At 71.4% G+C, this 24,787-nt stretch carries 22 protein-coding genes and 1 pseudogene; 13 read left to right on the top strand and 10 right to left on the bottom strand.

Going from position 1 to position 24,787, the window contains the following annotated elements:
• Positions 1-17: 17 nt before the first annotated feature.
• The 8 genes from ASG76_RS02530 to ASG76_RS02495 are packed head-to-tail and all read left to right on the top strand — an operon-like array spanning position 18 to position 9,645.
• The gene (locus tag ASG76_RS02530) at positions 18-1,268 is read left to right on the top strand and encodes an ABC transporter substrate-binding protein (protein ID WP_056599639.1); all 1,251 of its coding nucleotides are present in this window, start codon (positions 18-20) and stop codon (positions 1,266-1,268) included.
• A gap of 1 nt (position 1,269) precedes the next feature.
• On the top strand, positions 1,270-2,370 hold the full coding sequence (locus ASG76_RS02525; protein ID WP_056599636.1) for an ABC transporter ATP-binding protein: 1,101 nt from the start codon (positions 1,270-1,272) through the stop codon (positions 2,368-2,370).
• Positions 2,367-3,287, top strand: a complete 921-nt coding sequence (locus tag ASG76_RS02520) for an ABC transporter permease (protein ID WP_082587209.1) — start codon at positions 2,367-2,369, stop codon at positions 3,285-3,287. Before ASG76_RS02525 ends, ASG76_RS02520 begins: the two co-directional genes overlap by 4 nt.
• Positions 3,288-3,297: 10 nt before the next feature.
• Positions 3,298-4,167, top strand: a complete 870-nt coding sequence (locus ASG76_RS02515; protein WP_056599801.1) for an ABC transporter permease — start codon at positions 3,298-3,300, stop codon at positions 4,165-4,167.
• 6 nt (positions 4,168-4,173) lie between these two features.
• Positions 4,174-5,466: a saccharopine dehydrogenase family protein gene (locus ASG76_RS02510; RefSeq protein WP_235529380.1), complete on the top strand. Its 1,293-nt coding sequence runs from the start codon at positions 4,174-4,176 to the stop codon at positions 5,464-5,466.
• Positions 5,466-6,830: a 4-aminobutyrate--2-oxoglutarate transaminase gene (gene gabT, locus ASG76_RS02505; RefSeq protein ID WP_056599633.1), complete on the top strand. Its 1,365-nt coding sequence runs from the start codon at positions 5,466-5,468 to the stop codon at positions 6,828-6,830. The genes ASG76_RS02510 and gabT overlap by 1 nt, the downstream gene beginning before the upstream one ends.
• Complete coding sequence (locus ASG76_RS02500; RefSeq protein WP_056599630.1) at positions 6,830-8,290, top strand: NAD-dependent succinate-semialdehyde dehydrogenase; 1,461 nt, start codon at positions 6,830-6,832, stop codon at positions 8,288-8,290. Before gabT ends, ASG76_RS02500 begins: the two co-directional genes overlap by 1 nt.
• Complete coding sequence (locus ASG76_RS02495; protein WP_056599627.1) at positions 8,287-9,645, top strand: transaminase; 1,359 nt, start codon at positions 8,287-8,289, stop codon at positions 9,643-9,645. Before ASG76_RS02500 ends, ASG76_RS02495 begins: the two co-directional genes overlap by 4 nt.
• Positions 9,646-9,652: 7 nt before the next feature.
• Here ASG76_RS02495 and ASG76_RS02490 read toward each other — a convergent pair whose 3' ends face one another.
• Positions 9,653-10,231: a mismatch-specific DNA-glycosylase gene (locus ASG76_RS02490; RefSeq protein WP_056599624.1), complete on the bottom strand. Its 579-nt coding sequence runs from the start codon at positions 10,229-10,231 to the stop codon at positions 9,653-9,655.
• Positions 10,232-10,279: 48 nt separating this feature from the next.
• Here ASG76_RS02490 and ASG76_RS02485 point away from each other — a divergent pair, with 48 nt between their 5' ends.
• Positions 10,280-10,708 (top strand): hypothetical protein, encoded by a 429-nt coding sequence (locus ASG76_RS02485; protein ID WP_056599620.1) that lies wholly within the window; start codon positions 10,280-10,282, stop codon positions 10,706-10,708.
• A 79-nt stretch (positions 10,709-10,787) separates the two neighbouring features.
• Here the strand turns inward: ASG76_RS02485 and tuf are convergent, their stop codons facing one another.
• From tuf to ASG76_RS02450, 7 genes and pseudogenes are all read right to left on the bottom strand, one after another.
• The gene (tuf, locus tag ASG76_RS02480) at positions 10,788-11,981 is read right to left on the bottom strand and encodes an elongation factor Tu (RefSeq protein ID WP_056599617.1); all 1,194 of its coding nucleotides are present in this window, start codon (positions 11,979-11,981) and stop codon (positions 10,788-10,790) included.
• Positions 11,982-12,055: 74 nt separating this feature from the next.
• Positions 12,056-14,167 (bottom strand): elongation factor G, encoded by a 2,112-nt coding sequence (fusA, locus tag ASG76_RS02475; RefSeq protein WP_082587208.1) that lies wholly within the window; start codon positions 14,165-14,167, stop codon positions 12,056-12,058.
• 85 nt (positions 14,168-14,252) lie between these two features.
• A complete protein-coding gene (gene rpsG / locus ASG76_RS02470; protein WP_056599614.1) occupies positions 14,253-14,723 on the bottom strand; it encodes a 30S ribosomal protein S7 in 471 nt (156 codons plus the stop codon).
• The gene (gene rpsL / locus ASG76_RS02465) at positions 14,723-15,094 is read right to left on the bottom strand and encodes a 30S ribosomal protein S12 (RefSeq protein ID WP_056599611.1); all 372 of its coding nucleotides are present in this window, start codon (positions 15,092-15,094) and stop codon (positions 14,723-14,725) included. Before rpsL ends, rpsG begins: the two co-directional genes overlap by 1 nt.
• Before the next feature lie 189 nt (positions 15,095-15,283).
• Positions 15,284-16,537: pseudogene (locus ASG76_RS02460) on the bottom strand (MFS transporter); the annotation flags it as partial.
• A gap of 56 nt (positions 16,538-16,593) precedes the next feature.
• The gene (locus tag ASG76_RS02455; protein WP_056599604.1) at positions 16,594-17,037 is read right to left on the bottom strand and encodes a MarR family winged helix-turn-helix transcriptional regulator; all 444 of its coding nucleotides are present in this window, start codon (positions 17,035-17,037) and stop codon (positions 16,594-16,596) included.
• Positions 17,038-17,222: 185 nt separating this feature from the next.
• The gene (locus ASG76_RS02450; protein ID WP_056599600.1) at positions 17,223-18,701 is read right to left on the bottom strand and encodes an NCS2 family permease; all 1,479 of its coding nucleotides are present in this window, start codon (positions 18,699-18,701) and stop codon (positions 17,223-17,225) included.
• Positions 18,702-18,770: 69 nt separating this feature from the next.
• Between ASG76_RS02450 and ASG76_RS02445 the strand changes: the two genes are divergently transcribed.
• Positions 18,771-19,058, top strand: a complete 288-nt coding sequence (locus ASG76_RS02445; protein WP_235529379.1) for a DUF2530 domain-containing protein — start codon at positions 18,771-18,773, stop codon at positions 19,056-19,058.
• Positions 19,055-19,702, top strand: a complete 648-nt coding sequence (locus ASG76_RS02440) for a class I SAM-dependent methyltransferase (RefSeq protein WP_056599597.1) — start codon at positions 19,055-19,057, stop codon at positions 19,700-19,702. The genes ASG76_RS02445 and ASG76_RS02440 overlap by 4 nt, the downstream gene beginning before the upstream one ends.
• A 4-nt stretch (positions 19,703-19,706) precedes the next feature.
• Here ASG76_RS02440 and ASG76_RS02435 read toward each other — a convergent pair whose 3' ends face one another.
• Positions 19,707-20,501 (bottom strand): DUF3027 domain-containing protein, encoded by a 795-nt coding sequence (locus tag ASG76_RS02435; RefSeq protein WP_056599594.1) that lies wholly within the window; start codon positions 20,499-20,501, stop codon positions 19,707-19,709.
• 98 nt (positions 20,502-20,599) lie between these two features.
• Here ASG76_RS02435 and ASG76_RS02430 point away from each other — a divergent pair, with 98 nt between their 5' ends.
• Positions 20,600-22,024 carry an MFS transporter gene (locus ASG76_RS02430; RefSeq protein ID WP_235529378.1) on the top strand — a complete coding sequence of 475 codons (1,425 nt, stop codon included), beginning with the start codon at positions 20,600-20,602 and terminating at the stop codon, positions 22,022-22,024.
• A 6-nt stretch (positions 22,025-22,030) separates the two neighbouring features.
• On the opposite strand, the gene ASG76_RS02425 is transcribed toward ASG76_RS02430, so the two are convergent.
• Positions 22,031-22,423, bottom strand: coding sequence for a cold-shock protein (locus ASG76_RS02425; RefSeq protein ID WP_056599591.1), 393 nt, complete (start codon positions 22,421-22,423; stop codon positions 22,031-22,033).
• A 185-nt stretch (positions 22,424-22,608) separates the two neighbouring features.
• Between ASG76_RS02425 and ASG76_RS02420 the strand changes: the two genes are divergently transcribed.
• Positions 22,609-24,720 (top strand): S8 family serine peptidase, encoded by a 2,112-nt coding sequence (locus ASG76_RS02420; RefSeq protein ID WP_056599588.1) that lies wholly within the window; start codon positions 22,609-22,611, stop codon positions 24,718-24,720.
• The last annotated feature ends 67 nt before the right edge of the window (positions 24,721-24,787 follow it).

Genomic DNA, 24,787 nt, shown 5'->3' with positions numbered 1-24,787 from the left:
ACCGGAGGACTGCACTGATGACACCGATCCCGCGCCGGGCACGGCGCCCCCTGTCGCCACCGGCGGCCGCCCTCACCCAGGCGGCGTCCGGCGGTCTCAGCCGCCGCGCGCTGCTGGGCACCGGGCTCGCCGCCGGCACCGGGCTCGCCCTCACCGGCTGCGCCCCGCCGGAGCCACCGTCGGGAGGGGCGGCCAGCCTGGACCTGCCGACGGACCTGTCGGACAAGGAGAAGATCCTCAAGTGGGCCAACTGGACGGCCTACCTCGACATGAACGGCAAGGAGACGAAGTCCCCCACGCTCGAGGCCTTCATGCAGAAGACCGGGATCAAGGTCACCTACAGCGAGGACGTCGACGACAACGATTCCTACTACGCCAAGGTCGCCCCGCAGCTGCGCGCCGGGCAGAGCATCGACCGTGACATCTTCACGCTCACCGACTGGATGGCCTCGCGCGTGATCCGCGACCAGCTGTGCCAGCCGCTCGAGCTGATCCAGATGCCCAACGTGGTCAGCAACCTGCTGCAGCCGCTCAAGGACGTCTCCTTCGACCCGGGCCGGACGCACTCGATCACCTGGCAGAGCGGCTTCGCCGGGATCGGCTACAACAAGGAGAAGGTCGGGCGTGAGCTGAAGACGCTCGACGACCTGTGGGCCGACGACCTGAAGGGCCGCATCGTGGTGCTCTCGGAGTTCCGCGACACCGCCGGGCTCGTGATGCAGGCGCAGGGCGTCGACATCGAGAGCGGCTGGGGCAAGGCGGAGTTCGAGAAGGCGCTGGACTTCATCGAGGGCAAGATCGAGGACGGCTACATCCGCAAGGTGAAGGGCAACTCCTACATGGAGGACCTCACCAGCGGCAACGCGGTCGCGGGCATCACGTGGAGCGGCGACATCTTCGTCCTCGCCTACGACACCGAGGACCCCAACTGGACCTTCACCATCCCCGAGTCCGGCGGCACCCTGTGGTCGGACAACATGATGGTGCCGATCACCTCGACCCACCGCAGCAACGCCCAGCGGCTCATGGACTACTACTACGACCCGGCGGTCGCCGCCCAGGTCGCCGCCTGGGTCAACTACGTCTGCCCGGTCGACGGCGCCCAGGCGGAGATGGAGAAGCTCGACCCCGACCTCGCCGAGAGCCCGTGGATCTTCCCGACCGCGGAGTTCATCGCCGACAACAACATCCAGTCGTTCCGCGTGCTCGACGCCGACGAGGACATCGAGTTCGCCGACCTGTGGTCCACGAAGGTGATGGGGAACTGACATGGCCGGATTCAAGGAGGCGCGCGGCGACCTCCAGCTCGAGAGCGTGACCAAGACCTTCGGCGACTTCACCGCCGTCGACGGCATCGACCTGACGGTCCCCCGCGGGTCGTTCTTCGCCCTGCTCGGCCCGTCGGGCTGCGGCAAGACCACGACGTTGCGCATGGTGGCCGGGCTCGAGCAGCCCACCGCCGGTCGCGTGATGATCGGCGACACCGACCTCACCGGCTCGCGTCCCTACGAGCGCCCGGTCAACACGGTGTTCCAGTCCTACGCACTGTTCCCGCACCTCACCATCCGCGACAACGTGGCCTTCGGGCCCAAGCGCCGCAAGGACAAGGACGCCTCGACGCGCACCGACGACGCGCTCGAGCTCGTGCAGATGACGCAGTTCGCCGGTCGCAAGCCGCACCAGCTCTCGGGCGGGCAGCAGCAGCGCGTGGCGCTGGCGCGAGCCCTGGTGAACCACCCCGAGGTGCTGCTGCTCGACGAGCCCCTCGGCGCGCTCGACCTCAAGCTGCGCCGCGAGATGCAGGTCGAGCTCAAACGGATCCAGACCGAGGTCGGCCTGACCTTCATCCACGTCACCCACGACCAGGAGGAGGCCATGACCATGGCCGACACCGTCGCGGTGATGAACAAGGGCCACATCGAGCAGCTCGGGCCGCCCGCGCACCTCTACGACCTCCCGCGCACGCGCTTCGTCGCGAACTTCCTCGGCCAGGCCAACACCGGCGTGGGTGCCATCGAGGGCACCGACGGCGAGCACCTGGTCGCCGACGTCTTCGGCACCAAGGTGAAGATCTCCCGGGCCCGCTCGCAGGTGCACGACGGCGAGGTGCTCTTCGGCGTACGCCCCGAGAAGGTGACGGTGTCGCGCCAGCAGCCGCAGGGCGTCGGCAACGACGTCAAGGGCGTGGTCCGCGACGTGTCCTTCCTCGGCGTGGCGACCAGCTACCTCGTCGACATGCCGAGCGGCGCCACGTGGAGCTGCTACGAGCAGAACCTCGACGTCGAGCCGATCGACCTGCGTCCCGGTGACGAGGTCTGGCTGACCTGGAACCCCGGCCACGCGTTCGGCGTGCCCGTGGAGGAGGCGTGAGCTCGCTCGCGCAGGTCTCGCAGGTGGCCGGCGACCCCGCGGTCCACCCGACGGCACCTGCACCGGAGACGGAGAAGCGCAGCTGGACGGCGTACCTCCTGCTGCTGCCGGGGGTGTTGTGGCTCGGGGTGTTCTTCATCCTGCCGCTGGTGCAGCTGGCGGCGGTGAGCCTGCAGAGCCGGTTCCCGGGCTTCCCCGGCTACTACTACCGCGACCTCAACTTCGAGAACTACCTCAGCGCGCTGACCGACTACGCCCCGCACTTCGCGCGGTCCTTCCTCTACGCCGGCCTCGCGACCTTCCTCGCCTTCGTCGTGGCCTACCCGCTGGCCTACGCCATGGCGTTCAAGGCCGGGCGGTGGCGCAACCTGATGATGATCTGCGTCGTCGCGCCCTTCTTCACCTCCTTCATCCTGCGCACCTTCGCCTGGTCGCAGATCCTGGCCGACGAGGGGCCGGTCGCCGCGGTGCTGAACTTCCTGCACCTGCTGCCGGGCGGGCACATCATCAACACCCCGGTCGCGGTCGTCGCGGGCCTGACCTACAACTTCCTGCCCTTCATGGTGCTGCCGATCTACGCCTCCCTCGAGCGGGCCGACCCGCGCGTGATCGAGGCCGGCGGCGACCTCTACGCCAACGGCTTCACGACCTTCCGGACGGTGACCTTGCCGATGTCGATGCCCGGCGTGCTCGCCGGGACGCTGCTGACCTTCATCCCTGCCGCCGGCGACTTCGTCAACATGGAGCTCCTCGGCCCGCAGCGCGGCAAGATGGTCGGCAACGTCATCAACGACCAGTTCCTCGCCGTGCCCGGCGGCTACCCCGTGGCGGCCGCGCTGTCGTTCACGCTGATGGCCGCGATCCTGGCGATGGTGTTCCTCTACGTCCGCCGCTTCGGCACCGACGAGCTGGTGTGAGGTGGCTGCGATGACGACGACCGACCAGACCCCCGTGGCCTCCCCGGCCTACCGGCCCTCGGGCGCGAAGCGGGTCCAGCTGTGGCTGGCCAACCACTTCGCGATCCTGTCGGCGATCCTGGTGCTGCTCTACCTGTTCCTGCCGGTCGCCTACACGTTCGCGTTCTCCTTCAACGACCACGGCAAGACCAACATCGTGTGGCAGGGCTTCACCTGGAAGCACTGGCAGGACCCGTGCCGCGTCGCCGGGGCGTGCGAGTCGCTCGTGACCTCGCTGCAGGTGGGCGCGATCTCCACGGTGGTGGCGACCGTGCTGGGCACCCTGATGGCGCTGGCCATGGTCCGCTACCGCTTCCGCGGCAAGGCCGCGAGCAACGTGCTGATCTTCGTGCCGATGGCCACGCCCGAGATCGTGATGGGCGCCGCCCTGCTGACGATCTTCGTGCAGGGCTTCGCCAACGTCGGCATCAGCCTGGGCTTCACCACGATCGTGTTCGCCCACATCATGTTCTGCCTGAGCTTCGTGGTGGTCACGGTCAAGGCCCGGATCCAGTCGCTCGACCCCCGGATCGAGGAGGCCGCGCAGGACCTCTACGCCAGCCCGGCGCAGACCTTCTGGAAGGTCACCTTCCCGCTGATCCTGCCGGGCATCCTGGGCGCGGCGATGCTCGCCTTCTCGCTGTCCTTCGACGACTTCATCATCACCAACTTCGTCTCGGGCAACGAGTCCACCTTCCCCAAGTTCGTCTACGTCGCCTCGCGTCGCGGCATCCCCGCCGAGGCCAACGTCATCGGCTTCTCGATGTTCGTGCTCGCCGTCCTGCTCGTCGTCGGCGCGCAGGTCGTGAGCTCGCTGCGGGCGTCCCGCTACAAGGAATGAGGATCGATGCCTGAGCCGATGCGCGTGCTGATGGTCGGGGCCGGAGGCGTCGGCGACGCCGCGGCCCGGATCGCGGTCGAGCGCGACTTCTTCGAGGCCTGGGTGGTCGCCGACTACGACCTGGCGCGAGCCGAGCACACCGTCGCCGCGGCAGGCGGACGGCGTACGGGCGAGGGGCGCTTCAGCGCCGCGCAGGTGGACGCCTCCGACGCCGACGCCGTGGCGGCGCTCGCCCGGGAGGTGCGTGCGACCCACGTCTTCAACGCCGTCGACCCGCGGTTCGTGATGCCGATCTTCACCGGCGCGCTCGCTGCCGGAGCCGACTACCTCGACATGGCGATGAGCCTGTCGGCGCCGCACCCCGACGCCCCGCACGAGAAGGTCGGCGTGAAGCTGGGCGACGAGCAGTTCGCGCGGGCCGGCGAGTGGGAGGCGGCGGGCAGGCTCGCCCTGCTCGGCATCGGCGTCGAGCCTGGGCTCTCCGACGTCTTCGCCCGCTACGCCGCCGACGAGCTCTTCGACCACATCGACGAGCTCGGCACCCGCGACGGCGCCAACCTCGTCATCCGCGACGACGACGGCAACGAGGTCTTCGCGCCCGGCTTCTCGATGTGGACGATCATCGAGGAGTGCCTCAACCCCCCGGTGGTGTGGGAGCGCGAGAGGGGCGGTGGCGACCTGGAGCAGGGGTTCTTCACGCTGCCGCCCTTCTCCGAGCCCGAGGTCTTCGACTTCCCCGAGGGGATCGGCCCGGTGGAGTGCGTGCACGTGGAGCACGAGGAGGTGCTGCTCATGCCGCGCTGGCTCGAGGCGGACCGGGTCACCTTCAAGTACGGCCTGGGAGAGGAGATGATCTCCATCCTGCGCACCCTGCACACGCTCGGTCTCGACTCGACCGACCCGGTCACGGTGAAGGGCGTGCAGGTCTCGCCGCGTGACGTGGTGGCCGCGTGCCTGCCCGACCCCGCGACGATCGGGCCCCGCATGGAGGGCAGGACGTGCGCGGGCGTCTTCGTCACCGGCACCGGCAAGGACGGCGCGCCGCGCTCGACGTACCTCTACCACGTGGTCGACAACGCCGACTCGATGCGCGACTACGGCGCGCAGTGCGTGGTGTGGCAGACCGCGATCAACCCGGTGGTGGCGCTCGAGCTGCTCGCCACCGGCACGTGGTCGGGCACCGGCGTGCTCGGCCCCGAGGCGCTGCCACCGCGGCCGTTCCTCGACCTGCTCGCCGCACCCAAGCCCGAGGGCTACGGATCCCCGTGGGGCCTCGAGGACCGGACCAAGGACGACTGATGACCCTCTCCCAGCAACGCATCCTGGCCACCGAGATCCCCGGGCCGCGCTCGCAGGAGCTGCAGGCGCGCAAGCAGGCGGCCGTGTCGGCCGGCGTCGGCACCACGCTGCCGGTCTACGTCGAGCAGGCGGGCGGCGGCATCCTGCGCGACGTCGACGGCAACCAGCTCATCGACTTCGGCTCCGGGATCGCGGTGACGACCGTCGGCAACGCCGCACCGCGCGTCGTGGAGGCGGTGCAGCGCCAGGTCGCCGACTTCACGCACACCTGCTTCATGGTGACCCCCTACGAGGAGTACGTCGCGGTCTGCGAGAAGCTCGCCGAGCTGACGCCGGGGAGCCATGAGAAGCGCTCCGCGCTCTTCAACTCCGGCGCCGAGGCGGTGGAGAACGCCGTCAAGGTCGCACGCCACCACACGGGCCGCGACGCGATCGTGGTCTTCGACCACGCCTACCACGGGCGCACGAACCTCACGATGGCGCTGACCGCGAAGACGATGCCCTACAAGCACGGCTTCGGGCCCTTCGCCGGCGAGATCTACCGCGCGCCGATGGCCTACCCCTACCGCTGGCCGGGCGGGGCCGAGGCGTGCGCGGACGAGGCGTTCGACGCGTTCGTCACGACGGTGCACACCCAGGTCGGCGAGGACAGCTGCGCCGCGGTGCTCATCGAGCCGATCCAGGGCGAGGGCGGCTTCATCGTGCCCCCGCCGGGCTGGCTGCCGCGGGTCGCCGAGTGGTGCCGCGACAACGGCATCCTGCTGATCGCCGACGAGATCCAGACCGGGTTCGCCCGCACGGGCGACTGGTTCGCCTGCGACCACGAGGGCGTCGTGCCCGACCTCGTCACGACCGCGAAGGGCATGGCCGGCGGCCTGCCGCTCGCCGCCGTCACCGGCCGCGCCGAGGTGATGGACTCGGTGCACGTGGGTGGCCTGGGCGGCACCTACGGCGGCAACCCCGTGGCCTGCGCCGCCGCGCTCGCGGCCATCGAGACGATGCAGGCCGAGGACCTCCCGGCCCGCGCGCGCGAGATCGAGAAGGCGTTCGTCCCGCGGCTCGAGGCGCTGGCGGTGCGGCACCCCGAGCGCGTCGGCGACATCCGCGGACGGGGCGCCATGCTCGCGGTGGAGCTCGTCAGCGACGGCCCGGGGCGCACGCCCGACCCGGCGCTCGCCGGCGCGATCCACCGCGCCTGCTCCGCGCAGGGCCTGGTCACCCTGACCTGCGGCACCTTCGGCAACGTGTTCCGCTTCCTGCCGCCGCTCGCGATCGGCGACGACCTCCTCGGCGAGGGGCTCGACATCTTCGAGGCGGCCTTCGACGCGGCCGTCGCTGCAGCACCGAGTGGCAAGGTGGAGTGATGGCAGACATCGACGACACCGTGATCCGGACCGTGCCCCGCCAGCTCCTCGTCGGCGGCGAGTGGGTCGACGCCACCGGCGGCGCCACCTTCGAGGTGCGCAACCCCGCCGACGACCGCGTGCTCACCACCGTCGCGGACGCCTCGCCCGCCGACGGCGAGCGCGCCCTTGCCGCGGCGGCCGAGGCCCAGCGCGAGTGGCGCACGACCGAGCCGCGCCTGCGCGGCGAGATCCTGCGCAGCGCCTTCGAGCTGCTGACCGAAAGGGCCGACGACTTCGCGCGCCTGATGACGCTGGAGATGGGCAAGACGCTCGCCGAGGCCCGCGGGGAGGTGACCTACGGCGCCGAGTTCTTCCGCTGGTTCTCCGAGGAGGCCGTCCGCGTCCACGGGCGCTACTCCCCCGCACCGGCCGGCAACACCCGCCTCATCACGATGAAGGGCCCGGTCGGCCCCACGCTGATGATCACTCCCTGGAACTTCCCGCTGGCCATGGGCACCCGCAAGATCGGGCCCGCGATCGCCGCCGGCTGCACCATGGTCGTCAAGCCCGCCGCCGAGACCCCGTTGACCATGCTGGCCCTCGCCGGCCTGCTCGAGGAGGTGGGCCTGCCCGCCGGGGTCCTCAACGTCGTCACCACCACCGACTCCGGCGGGGTGTGCGAGCCGCTCATCCGCGACAGCCGGCTGCGCAAGCTCACCTTCACCGGCTCCACAGCGGTCGGCAAGGTCCTCGTCGCCCAGGCCTCCGACCAGCTGCTCCGGGTCTCGATGGAGCTCGGCGGCAACGCTCCCTTCGTGGTCTTCGACGACGCCGACCTCGACGCCGCGGTCGACGGGGCGATGCTCGCCAAGATGCGCAACATTGGCGAGGCCTGCACCTCGGCCAACCGCTTCCTCATCCACGAGTCGGTCGCCGAGGAGTTCTCGTCCCGGCTGGCCGAGCGGATGGGCGCGCTGCAGGTCGGCGACGGCACCGCCGACGGCGTCGACGTCGGCCCCCTCATCACCGAGAAGGCCCGCACCGGGGTCCACGAGCTGGTGCAGGACGCCGTGTCGGGTGGCGCCCGCGCGCTGGTCGGCGGGCAGGTCCCCGAGGGCCCCGGCCACTTCTACCCGCCCACGGTGCTCGTCGACGTACCTGCCTCCGCGCGGGTGTTCCGCGAGGAGATCTTCGGGCCGGTGGCCCCGGTCTCGACGTTCCGCGACGAGGACGAGGCGGTGCGGCGCGCCAACGACACCGAGTACGGCCTGGTCGCCTACGTCTTCACCCGCGACCACGCGCGGGTGCTGCGCGTCAGCGAGGCGCTCGAGTTCGGCATGGTCGGCGTCAACACCGGCATCGTGTCCAACCCCGCGGCGCCCTTCGGCGGCGTGAAGCACTCCGGCTTCGGCCGCGAGGGCGGCTTCGAGGGGATCGAGGAGTACCTCGAGACCAAGTACGTCGGCAGCGCGCTGTGAGCGTCGACCGCGACCGGCTCAAGGCCCTCCAGGCCGAGGAGGAGCAGCGGTTCGTCGACCTGCACCCGACCTCGGCGAGGCTGGCGCGCGAGGCCGGCGAGCACCTGCTGGCCGGCGTGCCGATGCCGTGGATGACCCGGTGGCCGGGCTCGTTCCCGCTCTTCGTGCAGTCCGCCGGCGGCGGGCACTTCACCGACGTCGACGGGATCGACCACGTCGACCTGTGCCTGGGTGACACCGGGTCGATGACCGGCCACTGCCTGCCCGCGGTGGCGGAGGCGGTGCGCGAGCGCACCGAGCTCGGCATCACCACGATGCTGCCCTCCACCGACGCAGCCTGGGTGGCCGGGGAGCTGAGCCGGCGCTTCGGACTCCCCCGCTGGCAGATGGCGATGACGGCCACGGACGCCAACCGCTTCGTGCTCCGCTTCGCCCGGCACCTCACGGGCCGGCCCCGGATCGCGGTCATGGACTGGTGCTACCACGGCACCGTCGACGAGACGCTCGGCGTGCTCGAGCACGGTCGGGCCGGCGACCGCGTCGTGGCGCGACCGGGGGCCCTCGGCCCGCAGGTGGACGTGGCGCAGACGACGGCCGTGGTGCCGTTCAACGACCTCGACGCGCTCGACTCCCGGCTCGCAGCGGGCGACGTCGCGTGCCTGCTGATGGAGCCCGCCCTCACCAACATCGGCATCGTGCTCCCCGACGAGGGCTACCTCGAGGGGGTGCGGGAGGTCACCCGCAGGCACGGCGTGCTGCTCGTGAACGACGAGACCCACACCATCTGCGCGGGGCCCGGTGGCGCCACCGCTGCCTGGGGCCTCGAGCCCGACTTCGTGGTGATCGGCAAGCCCATCGGCGGCGGCATCGCCGTCGCGGCCTACGGCATGACCGCCGAGGTCGCCGAGCGCCTCGAGGGGCCGATGCTGGGCCACGACATCGACGTGGCCGGCGTCGGCGGCACGCTGTCGGGCTCCGCGCTCGCGATGGCCGCCGTGCGCGCGACGCTGTCCACCGCGCTGCGGCAGGAGGACTTCGACGTCGCCGTCCCGCTGGCGGAGTCGTTCACCGACGGCATCCAGGGCATCATCGACGAGCACGACCTGCCGTGGCACGTGCAGCGGCTCGGCTGCCGCGCGGAGTACTGGTTCTGCCCGCCCCCGCGCGCCGGCGCCGAGGCCGCGGCGGCGGTCGACGAGGACCTCGACGCGTTCTTCCACCTCTGGACGGTGAACCGGGGCGTGCTGCTGGCCCCCTTCCACAACATGTCGCTCTTCTCGCCGTTCCACACGCAGGCCGACGTCGACGCCCACACCTCGGTCTTCCGGGGCGCGGTGGAGGCGCTGGTCGGCTGAGGCCTCCTCAGCCCCCGAGCACGCCCGCGGCACGCGCGGCCGCGGCGTACGCCGTCGCCAGCGAGTCGACCGTCTCGTGCGCGTTGAGCCCCGACGGGTTGGGGACGACGAAGACGCGTGAGGCACCCCAGCCCGACTCCTGCTCGCCGACCTGGGCCGTGCGCTCACCGAAGGCCGTGCGGTAGGCCGTGATGCCGGCGACCGCCACGACGGCCGGCCGCCGGTCGGCCACCAGGGCGCGCAGCCGCCGTCCGCCCTCCCTGAGCTCCTCGACCCCGAGCTCGTCGGCACGCGCCGTGGCACGCGCGACGACGTTGGTGATGCCGATCCCCCGCGCTCGCAGGGCGTCACGGTCGTCGTCGGTCATGCCGGCGGACGGGTCGATGGGCCGCGGCACGATCCCTGCGCGCAGCAGCGCGGGGTAGAACCGGTTGCCCGGACGCGCGAAGTGCAACTGCGTGGCGGCGGTCCACAGCCCGGGGTTGATGCCGACGAACAGCAGGCGCAGCGGCTCACCGGGCGCCGGGAGCAGGTCGGGCACCTCCACGTCGCGGAACGACTCGAGCTCGGCCCTGGTGAATCCCATCCCACCATCGTGCCGTCCGGGTGGTCGCGACCGGCGTACGGTGGAGCGATGACCGGCTGGCTCGCCACCTTCGGTGCGATGCTGCTCGTCGCCATGCTCGCGCGGGTGGTGGTGGCCACCCTCGTCGGCGAGATCGACGAGTGGCGTGGCTACCGCGCGGCCGCCCGGTTGGTGCGACGGGTCCGGCGGCGTCGCGGGCACGACGCCGACGTGCTACCGATGCACCGCCCCATCGAGCAAGTGGGTGCCGACCTGCGCCGGCTGAACGCCGCCTTCCACCGCGGGGGCATGCGCTTCGCGAAGTACGAGGGCTGCCGCCAGGCCTACGACCGCGTGCTGGGCGAGGCCGCCGACATGGCGGGCGTCGCCCACCTCCTGCAGCTGCTGCCACCGGGCAGCGAGCTCGACCACGAGCGCGAGCGGGTCGAGCTGCTGCTGTGCGACCACGGCCTGCTGCCGCCGCCGTGGGCCGCCTGAGTCGGACGCACGAGACCCCGCCTCCCTTGCGGGAGACGGGGTCTCGGGTGCTGCGGTGCCGGTCAGTGACCGGCGGTGATCACTTGGTGATCTTGACGACGCGGCCGGCGCCGACCGTGCGGCCACCCTCGCGGATGGCGAAGCGCAGGCCCTCGTCCATCGCGATGGGCTGGATGAGCTCGACCGACATCTCGGTGTTGTCACCCGGCATGACCATCTCGGTGCCCTCGGGCAGGGTCACAACACCGGTCACGTCAGTCGTACGGAAGTAGAACTGCGGGCGGTAGTTGTTGAAGAACGGCGTGTGACGGCCGCCCTCGTCCTTGCTGAGGATGTAGACCGAGGCCTCGAAGTTGGTGTGCGGGGTGGTCGTGCCCGGCTTGATCACGACCATGCCGCGCTCCACGTCCTCGCGCTTCGTGCCACGGAGGAGCAGACCGACGTTCTCGCCGGCCTGGCCCTCGTCGAGGAGCTTGCGGAACATCTCGACACCGGTGACGGTGCTCTTCTGCGAGCCCTCGCGGATGCCGATGATCTCGACCTCCTCGTTGACCTTGACGATGCCACGCTCGATGCGACCGGTGATGACGGTGCCGCGACCGGTGATCGTGAAGACGTCCTCGACGGGCATGAGGAACGGCTTGTCGGTCTCACGCTCGGGGGTCGGGATGTAGTCGTCCACGGCCTGCATGAGCTCGGCGATCGAGTCGCCCCACTTGGCGTCGCCCTGCAGCGCCGGGAAGGCGGCAACGCGGACCACGGGGATGTCGTCGCCCGGGAACTCGTACTCGGAGAGGAGCTCGCGCACCTCCATCTCGACGAGCTCGATGAGCTCCTCGTCGTCGACCATGTCGCACTTGTTGAGCGCCACGACCAGGGCGGGGACGCCGACCTGGCGGGCGAGCAGCACGTGCTCGCGGGTCTGCGGCATCGGGCCGTCGGTGGCCGCCACGACCAGGATCGCGCCGTCCATCTGCGCAGCACCGGTGATCATGTTCTTGATGTAGTCGGCGTGACCGGGGCAGTCGACGTGCGCGTAGTGACGCACCTCGGTCTGGTACTCGACGTGCGCGATCGAGATCGTGATGCCGCGCTGACGCTCCTCGGGAGCCTTGTCGATCTGGTCGAACGCCGACGCCTCGTTGAGGTCCGGGTACTTGTCGTGCAGCACCTTGGTGATCGCTGCGGTCAGCGTCGTCTTACCGTGGTCGATGTGACCGATGGTGCCGATGTTGACGTGCGGCTTGGTCCGCTCGAACTTCGCCTTAGCCACTGGGGCTCCTCCTGGTTGTTGTTACTTGACTCGTGGGTGTGGGGTGGTGCTGGTGCCGAGGATCCGAGGCGCGATTACTCGCCGCGGACCTTCTTGATGATCTCGTCGGCGATGTTCGTGGGAACCTCGGCGTACGAGTCGAACTCCATCGAGTACGACGCCTGACCGGAGGTCTTGGACCTCAGGTCGCCAACGTACCCGAACATCTCGGACAGGGGCACAAGGGCGTTCACGACCATGTCGCCGTGACGCTCCTCCTGCGCCTGGATCTGGCCGCGGCGCGAGTTGATGTCACCGATCACGGTGCCCAGGAACGTGTCGGGCGTCGTGACCTCAACGGCGAACATCGGCTCGAGCAGCACCGGCTTGGCCTTGCGTGCGGCCTCCTTGAAGGCCTGGTTGCCGGCGATCTTGAACGCGAGCTCGGACGAGTCGACGTCGTGGTAGGCGCCGTCCTCGAGCGAGAACTTCACGTCGACCATGGGGTAACCGGCGAGCACGCCGAACTCCATGGCCTCCTGGCCACCCTGGTCGACCGAAGGGATGTACTCCTTCGGCACGCGGCCACCGGAGACGTTGTTGACGAACTCGTAGCCCGCGCCCTGGCCGGTCTCGGGGTCGATGTTCGGCCCGAGGTTGACGACCACCTTGGCGAACTGGCCCGAGCCACCGGTCTGCTTCTTGTGGGTGTAGGAGTGCTTCTCGACCGTGTTGCGGACGGTCTCGCGGTAGGCCACCTGCGGCTTGCCGACGGTGGCCTCGACGCGGAACTCGCGCTTCATCCGGTCGACGAGGATCTCGAGGTGGAGCTCGCCCATGCCGGCGATGATCGTCTGGCCGGTCTCTTCGTCGGCCTTGACCGTGAAGGTCGGGTCCTCGTCGGAGAGGCGCTGGATCGCGGTGCCGAGCTTCTCCTGGTCGCCCTTGGTCTTGGGCTCGATCGCGACCTCGATCACCGGGGCCGGGAACGTCATCGACTCGAGCACGACCGGGTTGTTGGGGTCGCACAGGGTGTGACCGGTCTTGGTGTCCTTCAGACCCATCACGGCCACGATCTGGCCGGCGCCGACCGACGCGATCTCCTCACGCTTGTTGGCGTGCATCTGGTAGACCTTGCCGATCCGCTCCTTGCGGCCGTTGACCGAGTTGACCACGGTCGAGCCGGCCTCGAGCTTGCCCGAGTAGACGCGGACGTAGATCAGCTTGCCGAGGTGCGGGTCGGAGGCGATCTTGTAGGCGAGGCCGGAGAACGGCTCGCTGTCGGACGGCTGGCGAACGATGACCTCGTTCTCGTCCTTGACCGAGTGGCCCTGGATGCCGTCGATGTCGAGCGGGGAGGGCAGGTACTTCACGACGGCGTCGAGGAGGGGCTGCACGCCCTTGTTCTTGAACGCGGTGCCGCACAGGACCGGGTTGAGCTTGTCGGCGAGCGTGGCGCGACGGATCGCGGCCTCAAGCTCGGGGACGGTGAACTCGCCCTCCTCGAGGAACTTCTCCATGATCGCGTCGTCGGCCTCGGCCAGCGTCTCGAGCAGCTTCTCGCGGTACTCCGCGGCCTGCTCGGCGAGCTCGGCCGGGATCTCCTCGACCTCGTAGTCCTCACCCATCGTGGTCTCGCCACGCCAGGTCAGGGCACGCATGCCGACGAGGTCGACCACACCGAGGAAGTCGGACTCCGCGCCGATGGGCAGCTGGAGCACGAGCGGGGTGGAGTTGAGGCGCTCGACCATCATGTCGACGCAGCGGAAGAAGTCCGCGCCGGTGCGGTCCAGCTTGTTGACGAAGCACATGCGGGGGACCGAGTACTTGTTGGCCTGGCGCCACACGGTCATGGTCTGGGGCTCGACACCGGCGACACCGTCGAACACCGCGACGGCGCCGTCGAGGACGCGCAGCGAGCGCTCGACCTCGGCGGTGAAGTCCACGTGACCGGGGGTGTCGATGATGTTGATCTGGTGGTCCTTCCACCAGCAGGTCGTCGCGGCGGACGTGATGGTGATGCCGCGCTCCTGCTCCTGCTCCATCCAGTCCATCGTGGCGCCACCCTCGTGGACCTCACCGATCTTGTAGGTGATGCCGGTGTAGAAGAGGATGCGCTCGGTCGTGGTGGTCTTGCCGGCGTCGATGTGCGCCATGATGCCGATGTTGCGGACCTTGTTGAGGTCGGTGGTGATGTCGACAGCCACTGTTGTGTCTCAGTCCTCGAAGTAGTGGGGTGGTGGGAGGAGGAGGCCGTACGTCGCGCGGTGCGGGGCGTACGGCCTCCCGTCCTCACCAGCGGTAGTGGGCGAAGGCCTTGTTGGACTCGGCCATCTTGTGGGTGTCCTCGCGCTTCTTCACAGCGGCACCGAGGCCGTTGCTCGCGTCGAGGATCTCGTTCATCAGGCGCTCGGCCATGGTCTTCTCGCGACGGTCGGCGGCGTAGCCCACGAGCCAGCGGAGCGCCAGCGTGGTGGAGCGGTTGGCCTTGACCTCGACGGGGACCTGGTAGGTCGCGCCGCCGACGCGGCGGGACTTGACCTCGATGGCCGGCTTGACGTTGTCCATCGCGCGCTTGAGCGTGACGACCGGGTCGGTGCCGGTCTTCTCGCGGCAGCCCTCGAGGGCGGTGTAGACGATGCGCTGCGCCACGGCCTTCTTGCCGTCCTGGAGGACCTTGCTGACGAGCTGGGTGACCAGCTGCGAGCCGTAGACCGGGTCGGAGACGAGGGGGCGCTTGGGAGCGGGACCCTTGCGAGGCATTACTTCTCCTTCTTCGCGCCGTAGCGGCTGCGGGCCTGCTTGCGGTTCTTGACACCCTGGGTGTCGAGCGTGCCGCGGATGATCTTGTAGCGGACACCGGGAAGGTCCTTCACACGGCCGCCGCGCACGAGCACGATCGAGTGCTCCTGCAGGTTGTGACCGACACCCGGGATGTAGGCAGTGACCTCGACGCCGCTGCTCAGGCGCACGCGGGCGACCTTGCGGAGGGCGGAGTTCGGCTTCTTCGGGGTGGTGGTGTAGACGCGGGTGCAGACGCCACGGCGCTGCGGGGATCCCTTCAGGGCAGGCGTCTTGGACTTCGACACCTTGTCCTGGCGGCCCTTGCGGACCAGCTGGTTGATGGTGGGCACCGGGTGGTTCCCTCTCTCTGTCTTCTCGTCACGGCCCGGCGCGGTGCCGGACTCGGATGTGCTGCGTTGCTGCTGCGTGCCTGTGCGACCTGCTGGGAGCGGCTCTGGAACGGCCGCTGCTGAGAGCATGGGCAAGCGTCTGGACGGACCAGACACAAGGAATGAGGCTACTCGGGCGCTACGGCAGGGTCAAAATGCCGCGGACGCCGGCTCCGGGGACGCAGCGACACCGGTGATCCGCTCGCGCCGGGTGCGCTCGAGCCGCAGGTAGAGCATGGCAGACACCCCCACGCCGAGGATGGTCATCAGGCCCCCGCCGAGCAGCGTCCACCGGGCGCCGTACTCGTGGCCGATCCAGCCGATGATCGGCGCGCCGACCGGGGTGCCGCCCATGAAGATCATCAGGTAGAGCGCCATCACGCGCCCGCGCACGCCGGCGTCGGTGTGCAGCTGCATGTAGGTGTTGGCGCTGGTGATGAAGGTGAGGGCGGTCAGCCCGGTGACCGGGGCCAGCAGCGCGAAGGCCAGGTAGGACGGCATGACCCCGGCCAGCATCACCGTGATGCCGAAGGCGATGGCCGAGCCGACGACCAGCCGGTGCCGCACGTGCGCCCGACGCGCGGCCAGGAGCGAGCCGGTGAGCGAGCCGACGGCCAGGAACGTGCCCAGCAGGCCGAACTCCTCCGGGCCCTTGCCGAACACCTCGGTCGCCATGAGCGCGGACGTGATCTGGAAGTTGAGGCCGAAGGTCCCGGCGAAGAACACCATGCTCAGCACGAGCAGCAGGTCAGGACGGGCGCGGACGTAGGCCACGCCCTCCCGGATCGCACCGGGACCGCGGTCGGCGGGTGCCGCGGCGTCGATGCGGGCGAGGTCGAGGTGGCGCAACGACCAGATGGGGGCGGCGTACGACACCGCGTTGAGCAGGATGACCCAGCCGGTGGCCACCGCTCCCCCGCCGAAGGCGGCGATCAGCAGGCCGGCCAGACCGGGGCCGACGAGCCGGGCGGCGTTGAAGCTGGCGGAGTTGAGGCCGACCGCGTTGGTCAGGTCGACCGGGTCGACGAGCTCGGAGACGAACGACTGGCGCGCGGGGGCGTCGAAGGCCGACGCCGCGCCCAGGACCAGGGCGAGGACGTAGACGTGCCAGACCTCGGCGGTGCCGGTGACCGCGAGCACGCCGAGCGCGGCCGCGGGCAGCGCCATGCCGAGGTTGGTCAGCTGCAGCAGCCGCTGCTTCGGCATCCGGTCGGCGACCAGCCCGGCGAAGGGCGTGAGCAGCAGGAACGGCAGGAACTGCAGGCCGGTCGTGATCCCGAGCGCCGTGGCTCCGGAGCCCGCGGCGAGCTCGAGCACGAGCCAGTCCTGGGCGACGCGCTGCATCCAGGTGCCCGTGTTGGACACCACCCCACCGGCGGCGTAGCGGCGGTAGTTGGGATTGGCGAGGGAGCGGAACGTGGGACTCGTGGTGACTCCTCAGTCGGTCATCGGATCAGTGGTCAGTCGGCGACGGCGAGCCGGGCCAGCACCGGGGCGGCGGCACGCAGCGTGGCGCGCTCGGCGGGCGTCAGCTCGGCCAGTCGCCGAGACAGCCAGGCGTCGCGGCGCTGCCGGTCGGCCAGGACCGCGGCGCGGCCCGCGTCGGTGATCGAGACCACGACCTGGCGGCCGTCGGTCTCGTGCGGGCGGCGTACGACGTGGCCCTCGGACTCGAGGCAGTTGACCGTGCGGGTCATCGACGGCGGCTGCACGCGCTCGGCGCGGGCGAGGTCGCCGACGGTCTGGTCGCCGAGGCGCACGAGCAGCCCCAGGACGACCATCTGCGGGATGCTGAGGTCGTTGTCGGGGTGACGCTCGGAGGCCAGGCGGCGGCGCAGGCGCATCACACCGGCCCGGAGCTCGGAGGCGAGCCCGGCGTCGGTGGTGAGGTCTGTGGTCGGCATGTCGTTAGCGTAACTCATTACCTGTGCTAACTATTCCGGCCGCGGCCTCTCCCCGCGGGATCCCCGCCCGACCGGGGATCACTGACGTTGTCAGGGGTTGCAACGGCCGACAACGTCAGGGATCCCCGGCTGACCGGGGATCGCTGACGTTGTCAGGCCTTTCCGACACACCCGGCAGGGACGGCTCAGGTGAGCCAGGAGGTGATCGGGTCGATCGCGAAGTAGACGACGAAGAGGACGGCGACGACCCACATCAGCGGGTGCACCTCGCGGACCTTGCCCACGACGACCTTGATCAGGACGTAGGCGAGGAAGCCCGCGCCGATGCCGACCGAGATCGAGTAGGTGAAGGGCATCAGCACGATGGTGAGGAACGCCGGGATGGCGATCTCGAGGTCGTCCCAGGCGATGCCCTTGACCTGCTGCATCATCAGGAAGCCGACGAGCACGAGGGCGGGGACGGCTGCCTCCGAGGGGATCGCCTCGACGATGGGGGCGAAGAACGTGCTGAGCAGGAACAGCAGGCCGGTGACGACCGAGGCGAGGCCGGTGCGGGCGCCCTCCCCGACGCCGGATGCCGACTCGATGTAGGAGGTGTTGGACGAGACCCCGGCCGCGCCGCCCGCCATCGCGGCGATCGAGTCGACGACCAGGATGCGCTGGGAGTGCGGCGGGATGCCCTCGTCGTCGTTGAGCCCGGCCTCGGCGCCGATGGCGGTCATCGTGCCCATCGTGTCGAAGAAGTCGGCGAGCAGGAGCGTGAAGGTGAGCAGCAGCGCGGCGAGGACGCCGACCGAGGAGAAGGCGCCGAAGAGCGAGAACTGCCCGAGCGTGCCGAAGTCGGGCACGTCGACGACGCCGTTGAGCTCGGGCACGTTGAGCGACCAGTTGCCCGGGCCGTCGACGGCGACGGAGCCGAGGTCGAGGACGGCCTGCAGCACGAAGGCGAGCAGCGCCGTGGCCACGATCGAGATCAGGATCGCACCGCGCACCTGGCGCACCCAGAGCGCGACGATGAGCACCACGCCGACGGCGAACACGAGCACGGGCCAGCCGCTGAGGGTGCCGCCGTTGCCGAGCTGCACGGGCACCGTGGTCTGGAAGGCGTCGGGGATGCGCGTCACGAAGCCGGCGTCGACGAAGCCGATGAGGGCGATGAACAGGCCGATGCCGACCGAGATCGCGATCTTGAGCTGTTGGGGCACGGCGTGGAAGACGGCCTTGCGGAAGCCGGTGAGCACGAGCAGCAGGATGATGATGCCCTCGAGCACGATCAGCCCCATCGCGTCCTCCCACGTCGAGCGGGTCGCGATGGCGTTGGCGACGAACGCGTTGAGCCCGAGTCCCGTCGCGAGGGCCAGCGGGAAGTTGGCCACCGCTCCCATCAGGATCGTCAGCACGCCCGCGACGAGCGCGGTGCCCGCCGCGATCACGGCCAGGTTGGACCCGTCGCCGGACCCGCCGCCGAGGTAGGCGCCGGTGGAGTCGGGCACGAACCCGAGGATCAGCGGGTTCAGCACGATGATGTAGGCCATCGTCAGGAAGGTCACGATGCCGCCGCGGACCTCACGTCCGATCGTCGAGCCGCGGGCGGTGATGTCGAAGAATCCGTCGAGGCCGGAGGCCTTCGCTGGCTGCGGGGCGGTCTGCGTCTGGTCGCTCACGGAACGTCAGTGTGGCAGACCCGGATGACGGGCGTGTTTCGCCGTCCGGTCCTTGTGTAGCGTGGAGCCGTGGACCTGGGCGACGAGCAGCCGACGCAGCACGAGATCGGCAGCCGCACCTACATCGTGGCGCAGGTCGAGCCGCTGGACGTCGACGGCGTACGGACCACCGAGGTCGGCACGGCGCTGTGGCTGCTGGGCTTCCTCGGCCTGCTCCCCTTCTGGGGCACGCTCCAGGACAACGGACGCACGTGGTGGCTGTGGACCTGCCTGGCCGGCTTCGGCCTGGGCCTCTGCGGCCTGGAGTACTGCCGGCGCCGCCGCAAGGAGCGCGCCGCGCAGCAGGCCGGGCTGTGACCCTCCCCCCAACCCGTTGGGAGCTCGCGGGCCCCGGCAAGCACGGCTACGGCGAGAAGTTCGCGGAGATGGTGGCCGCGGGCGACGACGTCGAGGGCGAAGCCAGGTTCGCCGACGCCCTCGCCCGTCGAGGCGCCCGCATCCTCGACGTCGGGTCCGGCATGGGGCGGGTCTCGGCGGCCCTCCGCGCGCGTGGCCACGACGTCGTGGCGACCGAGCCCGACCCGGCGCTGCGCGCCCAGTCGGCCAGGACGTACCCCGACCTCGAGGTGCTGCCGCACGAGGCGCTCGCGCTGGACCCCGCGGAGCTCGGCAGCTTCGACCTGGTGGTCGTCGTGGGCAACGTGATGATCTACCTCGGCGAGGGCACCGAGCGTCGCGTGCTGGCGAGGGTGCGCGACCTCCTCGCTCCGGACGGCCGGGTGCTGCTCGGCTTCCACCTCGTGGGCGTGAAGACCGGGAGCCGCACCTACCCGGCGGACGAGTTCGTCGCCGACGCGGAGGCGGCCGGCCTGCGGGTGGACCTGCGGGCCGGGTCCTACCAGCTGCACCCCCCGGCCGACGACTACGCCGTCTGGGTGCTGTCGCGCGACGACGCGCCGCGCGCGGTCACGTCGTTCGGCCACCCCGTGGCAGCGGGCTGAGGCCTCAGAGCGAGTCGATCTCGTCGTCGGTCAGGGTGTCGAAGGCGTGCTCGGGCATGGGCAGCGGCTGCTGCTTGCGGGCGAGCTTGACCTCGGAGTGGGCGCCGCAGCCGTGGTTGAACGTCACCACGCGGCCGTCGTCGTTGGCGTTGCCGTTGGCGCAGACGCCGAAGGTGGTCGAGAGCGAGCCGCTGAGACGGACCAGGAAGCCGCAGGACCAGCAGCTGTCGGGCGCGCCCTTGGCCAACGGCGCGTCGGGCCCGCCGGCGCCGGCCCACCACCGCTCGGCAGCCATGTCGATGCCCTCGCGCGACAGGGTGCGCACGCGACCCAGGCCGAGGTCCTCGGCCACGCGGCGCACCTGCGCGCGGGCGTCGGCGTCGAGGGGCTCCTCGAGCGGGTCGTCGCCGACGAGGTAGGTCGGGACCAGGCGGGCGTCGTCGTCCTCGACCGGCAGCAGGTCACCGGGCGACATGTCGCCGGGCTGGAGCCGCTCCTTGTAGGGGACCCAGGCGGGCGCGACGATCGCGTCGTCACCGGGCAGGAGGACGACCTCGTTGACCGTGAGGTCCTTGCCACGCTTGGCGCGGGTCAGGGTCACCGACCAGTACCACCCCGGGTAGCCGGCCCGCTGGCACGCGAACTGGTGGGTGACGACACGCTCCCCCTCGGCCCTGGCGCCCAGGTGGTCACCCACCTCGCCGGGATCGGCGAGCTCGAGGACCACGTCGCGCGCCAGGTCGACGGCCTTGGCGAGGGTCGCGTCGGGCTTGCCGGCACGGGTGGGGAGAGAGATCACCTGCGCATTGTGGCAAACCCACGTCCACCGTGTCCCGTCGGGACGTCGTCTGGTGCGTCCGCGTCGGTCCTGTCGGGCCCGTAGGCCAAGATGGTGCCGTGACCTCCGAGCGCCCCGACCCGCACACGGGGCCGCGGTCGCAGCGGGCCGCAACGCCCCGGCCCGGTGCCGTACGCCGCTCGCTCTCGGGCGCCGCGCGCGGGGCCCGAGCCGCCGGGCGTGGCGCGCGCGTGGCCGGTCGCGGGGCCGGGACCGCCGGGCACTACGCCGTCTCCCAGGCGCGCCGGGCCGCACGGGCCGAGGGGGCCGGTGACTCCGGCCTCTCGCGCCTGATCGAGCTGCACGCCTTCAACGCCGCCGGCGACGCGGCCGTCGCGATCTCCCTGGCCGGCACGCTGTTCTTCCAGGTGCCCACGGGCGAGGCGCGGGGGCAGGTCGCGCTCTTCCTGGGCCTGACGATGCTGCCGTTCGCCGTCGTGGCCCCGCTCATCGGCCCGTTCCTCGACCGGTTCAGCCACGGCCGGCGCTGGGCGGTCGGGGCGACCATGGCCATCCGCTGCTTCCTGTGCTGGGTGCTGGCCACCGCGGTGGTCACCGAGTCGGGCTGGCTCTTCCCCGCGGCCCTGGGGTGCCTGGTGGCGTCCAAGGCCTACGGCGTCACCCGCGCCGCCGCGGTGCCGCGCCTGCTGCCGCCCGACCTCACCCTCGTCAAGGCCAACGCGCGGGTCTCGCTCGCCGGGGTGGTGGGCGCCGGCATCTCGGCACCGCTCGCCGTGCTCGCCTCGACGTTCGGCCCGGAGTGGTCGCTGCGCTACGGCTTCGTGATCTTCGTGCTCGCCACGATCTGGGCGATCCGCCTGCCGGAGAAGGTCGACGCGAGCCAGGGCGAGGGCGAGCTGGTGCTCACCGGCCCGATCAGCGCGGCCGCCGCAGGCACGGGGCGGCGCCCCCGCACGCGTATCCCGAGCGAGGTCGCCTTCGCCCTGCGCGCCAACTGCGGGCCGCGGTGGCTGTCGGGCTTCCTCACGATGTTCATGGCGTTCCTGCTGCGCGACAACCCGATCGGCGACTGGAAGCCGGAGGTGCTGCTCGGCCTGGTCATCGGCGCCGCCGGGCTCGGCAACACCGTCGGCATCGCGATCGGGTCGATGCTGCGCAAGCTCAACCCGGCCGTGACGGTGGTGCTGGCGCTGCTCGCCGACGCCGTGGTGGCGGTCGTGGCAGCGCTCTTCTACGGCCTGCTCCCGCTCGTGCTGCTCGGGCTCACCGCGGGCCTGGCGCAGTCGCTGGCCAAGCTGTCGCTCGACTCCACGATCCAGCGCGACGTGCCCGGACGCATCCAGGCCAGCGCCTTCGCCCGCTCCGACACGACACTGCAGCTGGCGTGGGTGATCGGTGGCTTCGTGGGCATCGTGATGCCGCTGATGCCGCGCCTGGGGCTCGGCATCGCCGCCGGCGTGCTGGCCGCGTGGGCGACGTTCGTGCTCGTGAGCCGCCCGCACGCGCGGGCGGCCACGGCCTGAGCGGGCTCAGACCTCGAGCTCGTCGGCGAGCGCGCGCAGCACCTTGGCGGTGCCGCGGGCCGCGGCACGCTCGGGGTGCCGGCCGCGCCGGTAGGTCTCCTCGACGCCCTCGAGCATCTTGATGAGGTCCTCGACGATGGTGACCATGACCTCGGGCTGCTTGCGCTGCGCGTTGCGCTGGTTGCGAGCCACCGACGCGGGCGCGTCGATCACGCGCACCTGCAGCGCCTGGTCGCCGCGGCGGCCCTGTGCGATGCCGAACTCCACCTTGGTGCCCGCCTTGAGCGCGGTGCCCTCGGGCAGCGCGTCGGAGTGGACGTAGACGTCCGGGCCGTCGTCCTGGGACAGGAAGCCGAAGCCCTTCTCCGCGTCGTACCACTTCACCTTGCCACTGGGCACGGGTCCACTCCGCTCACCTCAACCGCCGGCACCGTGGGTTCACGGGCGCGGGCACAGGATAGGCGGACGCCGTGATGCGCGACCAAGGGGTTGCACCGACGCGTAGTGTGACCTGCTCACGTCGTGCTGGGACAATGACCGCCTGGGGGCAGGCGGCACGACGACGGGACGGGAGCAGGACGACCATGCGGACACCACGGGCAGCGCGCCTGCTCGGCTGCGGGCTCCTCGCGCTGTCGCTCGGCCTCCCGGCCGCTTGGTCGGCGAGCGCGCACGACGCACCGGACGGCGCACAGCGCCGGACGCTGACGCTCGTCACGCTGACCGGACCGGGCACGGCTGCCGGCCGGGCCGACGCCGCGACCCTGCTCGCGCGCCAGGACTCCGTGCTCGCAGCGGTCGGCGCCGGCGCACCCGTCTACCGCTGGACGACCGCCCTCAACGGCTTCGCCGTCGAGCTCACCCGGGGCCAGCTCGACGTGCTCGACGACCTGCGAGGGATCGCCGCCATCGAGCGCGACACCGTCCGCCCGCTCGCGGGTCGTACGTCGACCGCGGCCGTGCGCGGCGCCACCTCCAGCCCGCGCCTGCGCGGCGGGGCGGGCGTCGTCGTCGGCGTCGTCGACTCCGGGCTCTCCCCCCAGACACCTGCCTTCGCCGACGTCCCGGGCCTCGGCCCCGACCCGCGGCGGTTCGCCGGCGAGTGCGCCACCGGCGACGGCTGGACGAGCGACGACTGCACCCGCAAGGTCGTCGGTGCGCGCTGGTTCGTCGAGGGGTTCGGCCCCGACCGCATCCGCACCTCGGAGTCCCTCTCGGCGCTCGACGACCTGGGGCACGGCACCCAGGTCGCCTCCGTCGCTGCCGGCAACGCCGGCGTGAGCGTGCGCGTGGACAACCGCGACGCCGGCACCTTCGGGGGCGTCGCACCGCAGGCCCGCATCGCGGCCTACAAGGCCTGCTGGGGTGCTCCCGACCCGGCCGACGACGGCTGCTCGACCGCCGACGTCGTGAGCGCGGTCGACGCGGCGGTCGGCGACGGCGTCGACGTGCTGAGCCTCGCGCTCGCCGGCGGCGAGGGCATCGACACCCTCCAGCTCGCCCTGCTCGGTGCGGCCGAGGCCGACGTCGTGGTGCTGGGCGCCGCGGGCAACACCGCCGGCTCCGCCTACGCCGCCCACGCCGGACCGTGGGTCACCACGGTCGGGTCCGCGGTCGGGCGGCTCTCCCGCGCGCGGATCACGCTGCCGGGCGGGCGGTCCTGGACCGGCGGCGGTCGTCCCACCGACGTCACCGGTCGCGCGGTGCGCGCCCAGGACGCCCCCGCCGCCGGTGCCTCGCTGCTCGCGGCGTCGCAGTGCCGCCAGGGTGCGCTCGACTCCCGCCTCGTGGCCGACCGCATCGTGGTGTGCCGGCGCGGCGGCATCGGCCGCATCGACAAGTCCGAGTCGGTCGCGCTGGCCGGCGGACGCGCGATGGTGCTCGTCAACGAGCGACCGGGCTCGGTCACCGCCGACTTCCACTCCGTCCCCACGGTGCACCTCGCGGCCCCCGCCGGCCGCGCCTTCGGTCGCTGGGTGGCCCGTCACCCCGATGCGCGGGTGCGCCTCTCGCGCGTCACCGGCGACCCCGGCAACCGGCGTACGGCCCCGTGGAGCTCCCCGGGCGACCCGCGCGGAGTCGCACTGAAGCCCGACGCCGTGGCCGACGGCGACGGCGTGCTGGGCGCCCTCCCCGAGGCGACCGGCCGCGGCTGGGGCGTCTTCAACGGCAGCTCCGCCGCCACCGCCGCGGCGAGCGGCCTGGCCGCGCTGGTGCGCGCCGAGCACCCGGCCTGGTCGGCGTCGCGGGTGCGCTCCCTGCTCGTCACCTCCGCGCGACCCGTGCCGGGCTCGAGCGTGCTCACCCAGGGGTCGGGCGCGCTCCTGGGGCGGGTCCCCACGAGCCACCTCTCCCTCGACGTCGATGCGGCCCAGTGGCGTCGCGCGCTGCGCCGCAACACGCTCGCCCGGCTCAACACCAGCTCGCTGCTGCTCCCCACCGGCCGCTCGACCGCGGTGCGCACGGTGACCAACGTGGGCCGCCGGCCGGAGTACTTCTCGGTCACCGCCCGTGGCTTCACCACGCACCGCGTCAGCGTGCGCCCCCTCGCCGTACGCCTCGCGCCGGGGCAGTCGGCCGACTTCACCGTCACCGTCACCGGTCCCACGACGCCCGGGCGGCTCGACGACGGCATGGTCGTGTGGCTCGGCGCCCGCGGCGGCGTCACCCGGCTCCCGGTCGCGCTGACGCGCTGAGACGACGACGGGCCGCCGCCCCCGGAGGGACGACGGCCCGTGCGCACGCGCTGGACCCAGGTCGAGG

This window comes from Nocardioides sp. Soil774 (assembly GCF_001428125.1).
In the GTDB taxonomy this organism is placed as follows: domain Bacteria; phylum Actinomycetota; class Actinomycetes; order Propionibacteriales; family Nocardioidaceae; genus Nocardioides.
This window is presented reverse-complemented; position numbering and strand designations above follow the sequence as displayed.

Coding starts and splice junctions, on each gene's coding strand:
- ASG76_RS02530 (WP_056599639.1), top strand. CDS start 18: ATGACACCGATCCCGCGCCGGGCACGGCGCCCCCTGTCGCCACCGGCG.
- ASG76_RS02525 (WP_056599636.1), top strand. CDS start 1,270: ATGGCCGGATTCAAGGAGGCGCGCGGCGACCTCCAGCTCGAGAGCGTG.
- ASG76_RS02515 (WP_056599801.1), top strand. CDS start 3,298: ATGACGACGACCGACCAGACCCCCGTGGCCTCCCCGGCCTACCGGCCC.
- ASG76_RS02510 (WP_235529380.1), top strand. CDS start 4,174: ATGCCTGAGCCGATGCGCGTGCTGATGGTCGGGGCCGGAGGCGTCGGC.
- gabT (WP_056599633.1), top strand. CDS start 5,466: ATGACCCTCTCCCAGCAACGCATCCTGGCCACCGAGATCCCCGGGCCG.
- ASG76_RS02500 (WP_056599630.1), top strand. CDS start 6,830: ATGGCAGACATCGACGACACCGTGATCCGGACCGTGCCCCGCCAGCTC.
- ASG76_RS02490 (WP_056599624.1), bottom strand. CDS start 10,231: ATGGGATTCACCAGGGCCGAGCTCGAGTCGTTCCGCGACGTGGAGGTG.
- ASG76_RS02485 (WP_056599620.1), top strand. CDS start 10,280: ATGACCGGCTGGCTCGCCACCTTCGGTGCGATGCTGCTCGTCGCCATG.
- rpsG (WP_056599614.1), bottom strand. CDS start 14,723: ATGCCTCGCAAGGGTCCCGCTCCCAAGCGCCCCCTCGTCTCCGACCCG.
- ASG76_RS02455 (WP_056599604.1), bottom strand. CDS start 17,037: ATGCCGACCACAGACCTCACCACCGACGCCGGGCTCGCCTCCGAGCTC.
- ASG76_RS02420 (WP_056599588.1), top strand. CDS start 22,609: ATGCGGACACCACGGGCAGCGCGCCTGCTCGGCTGCGGGCTCCTCGCG.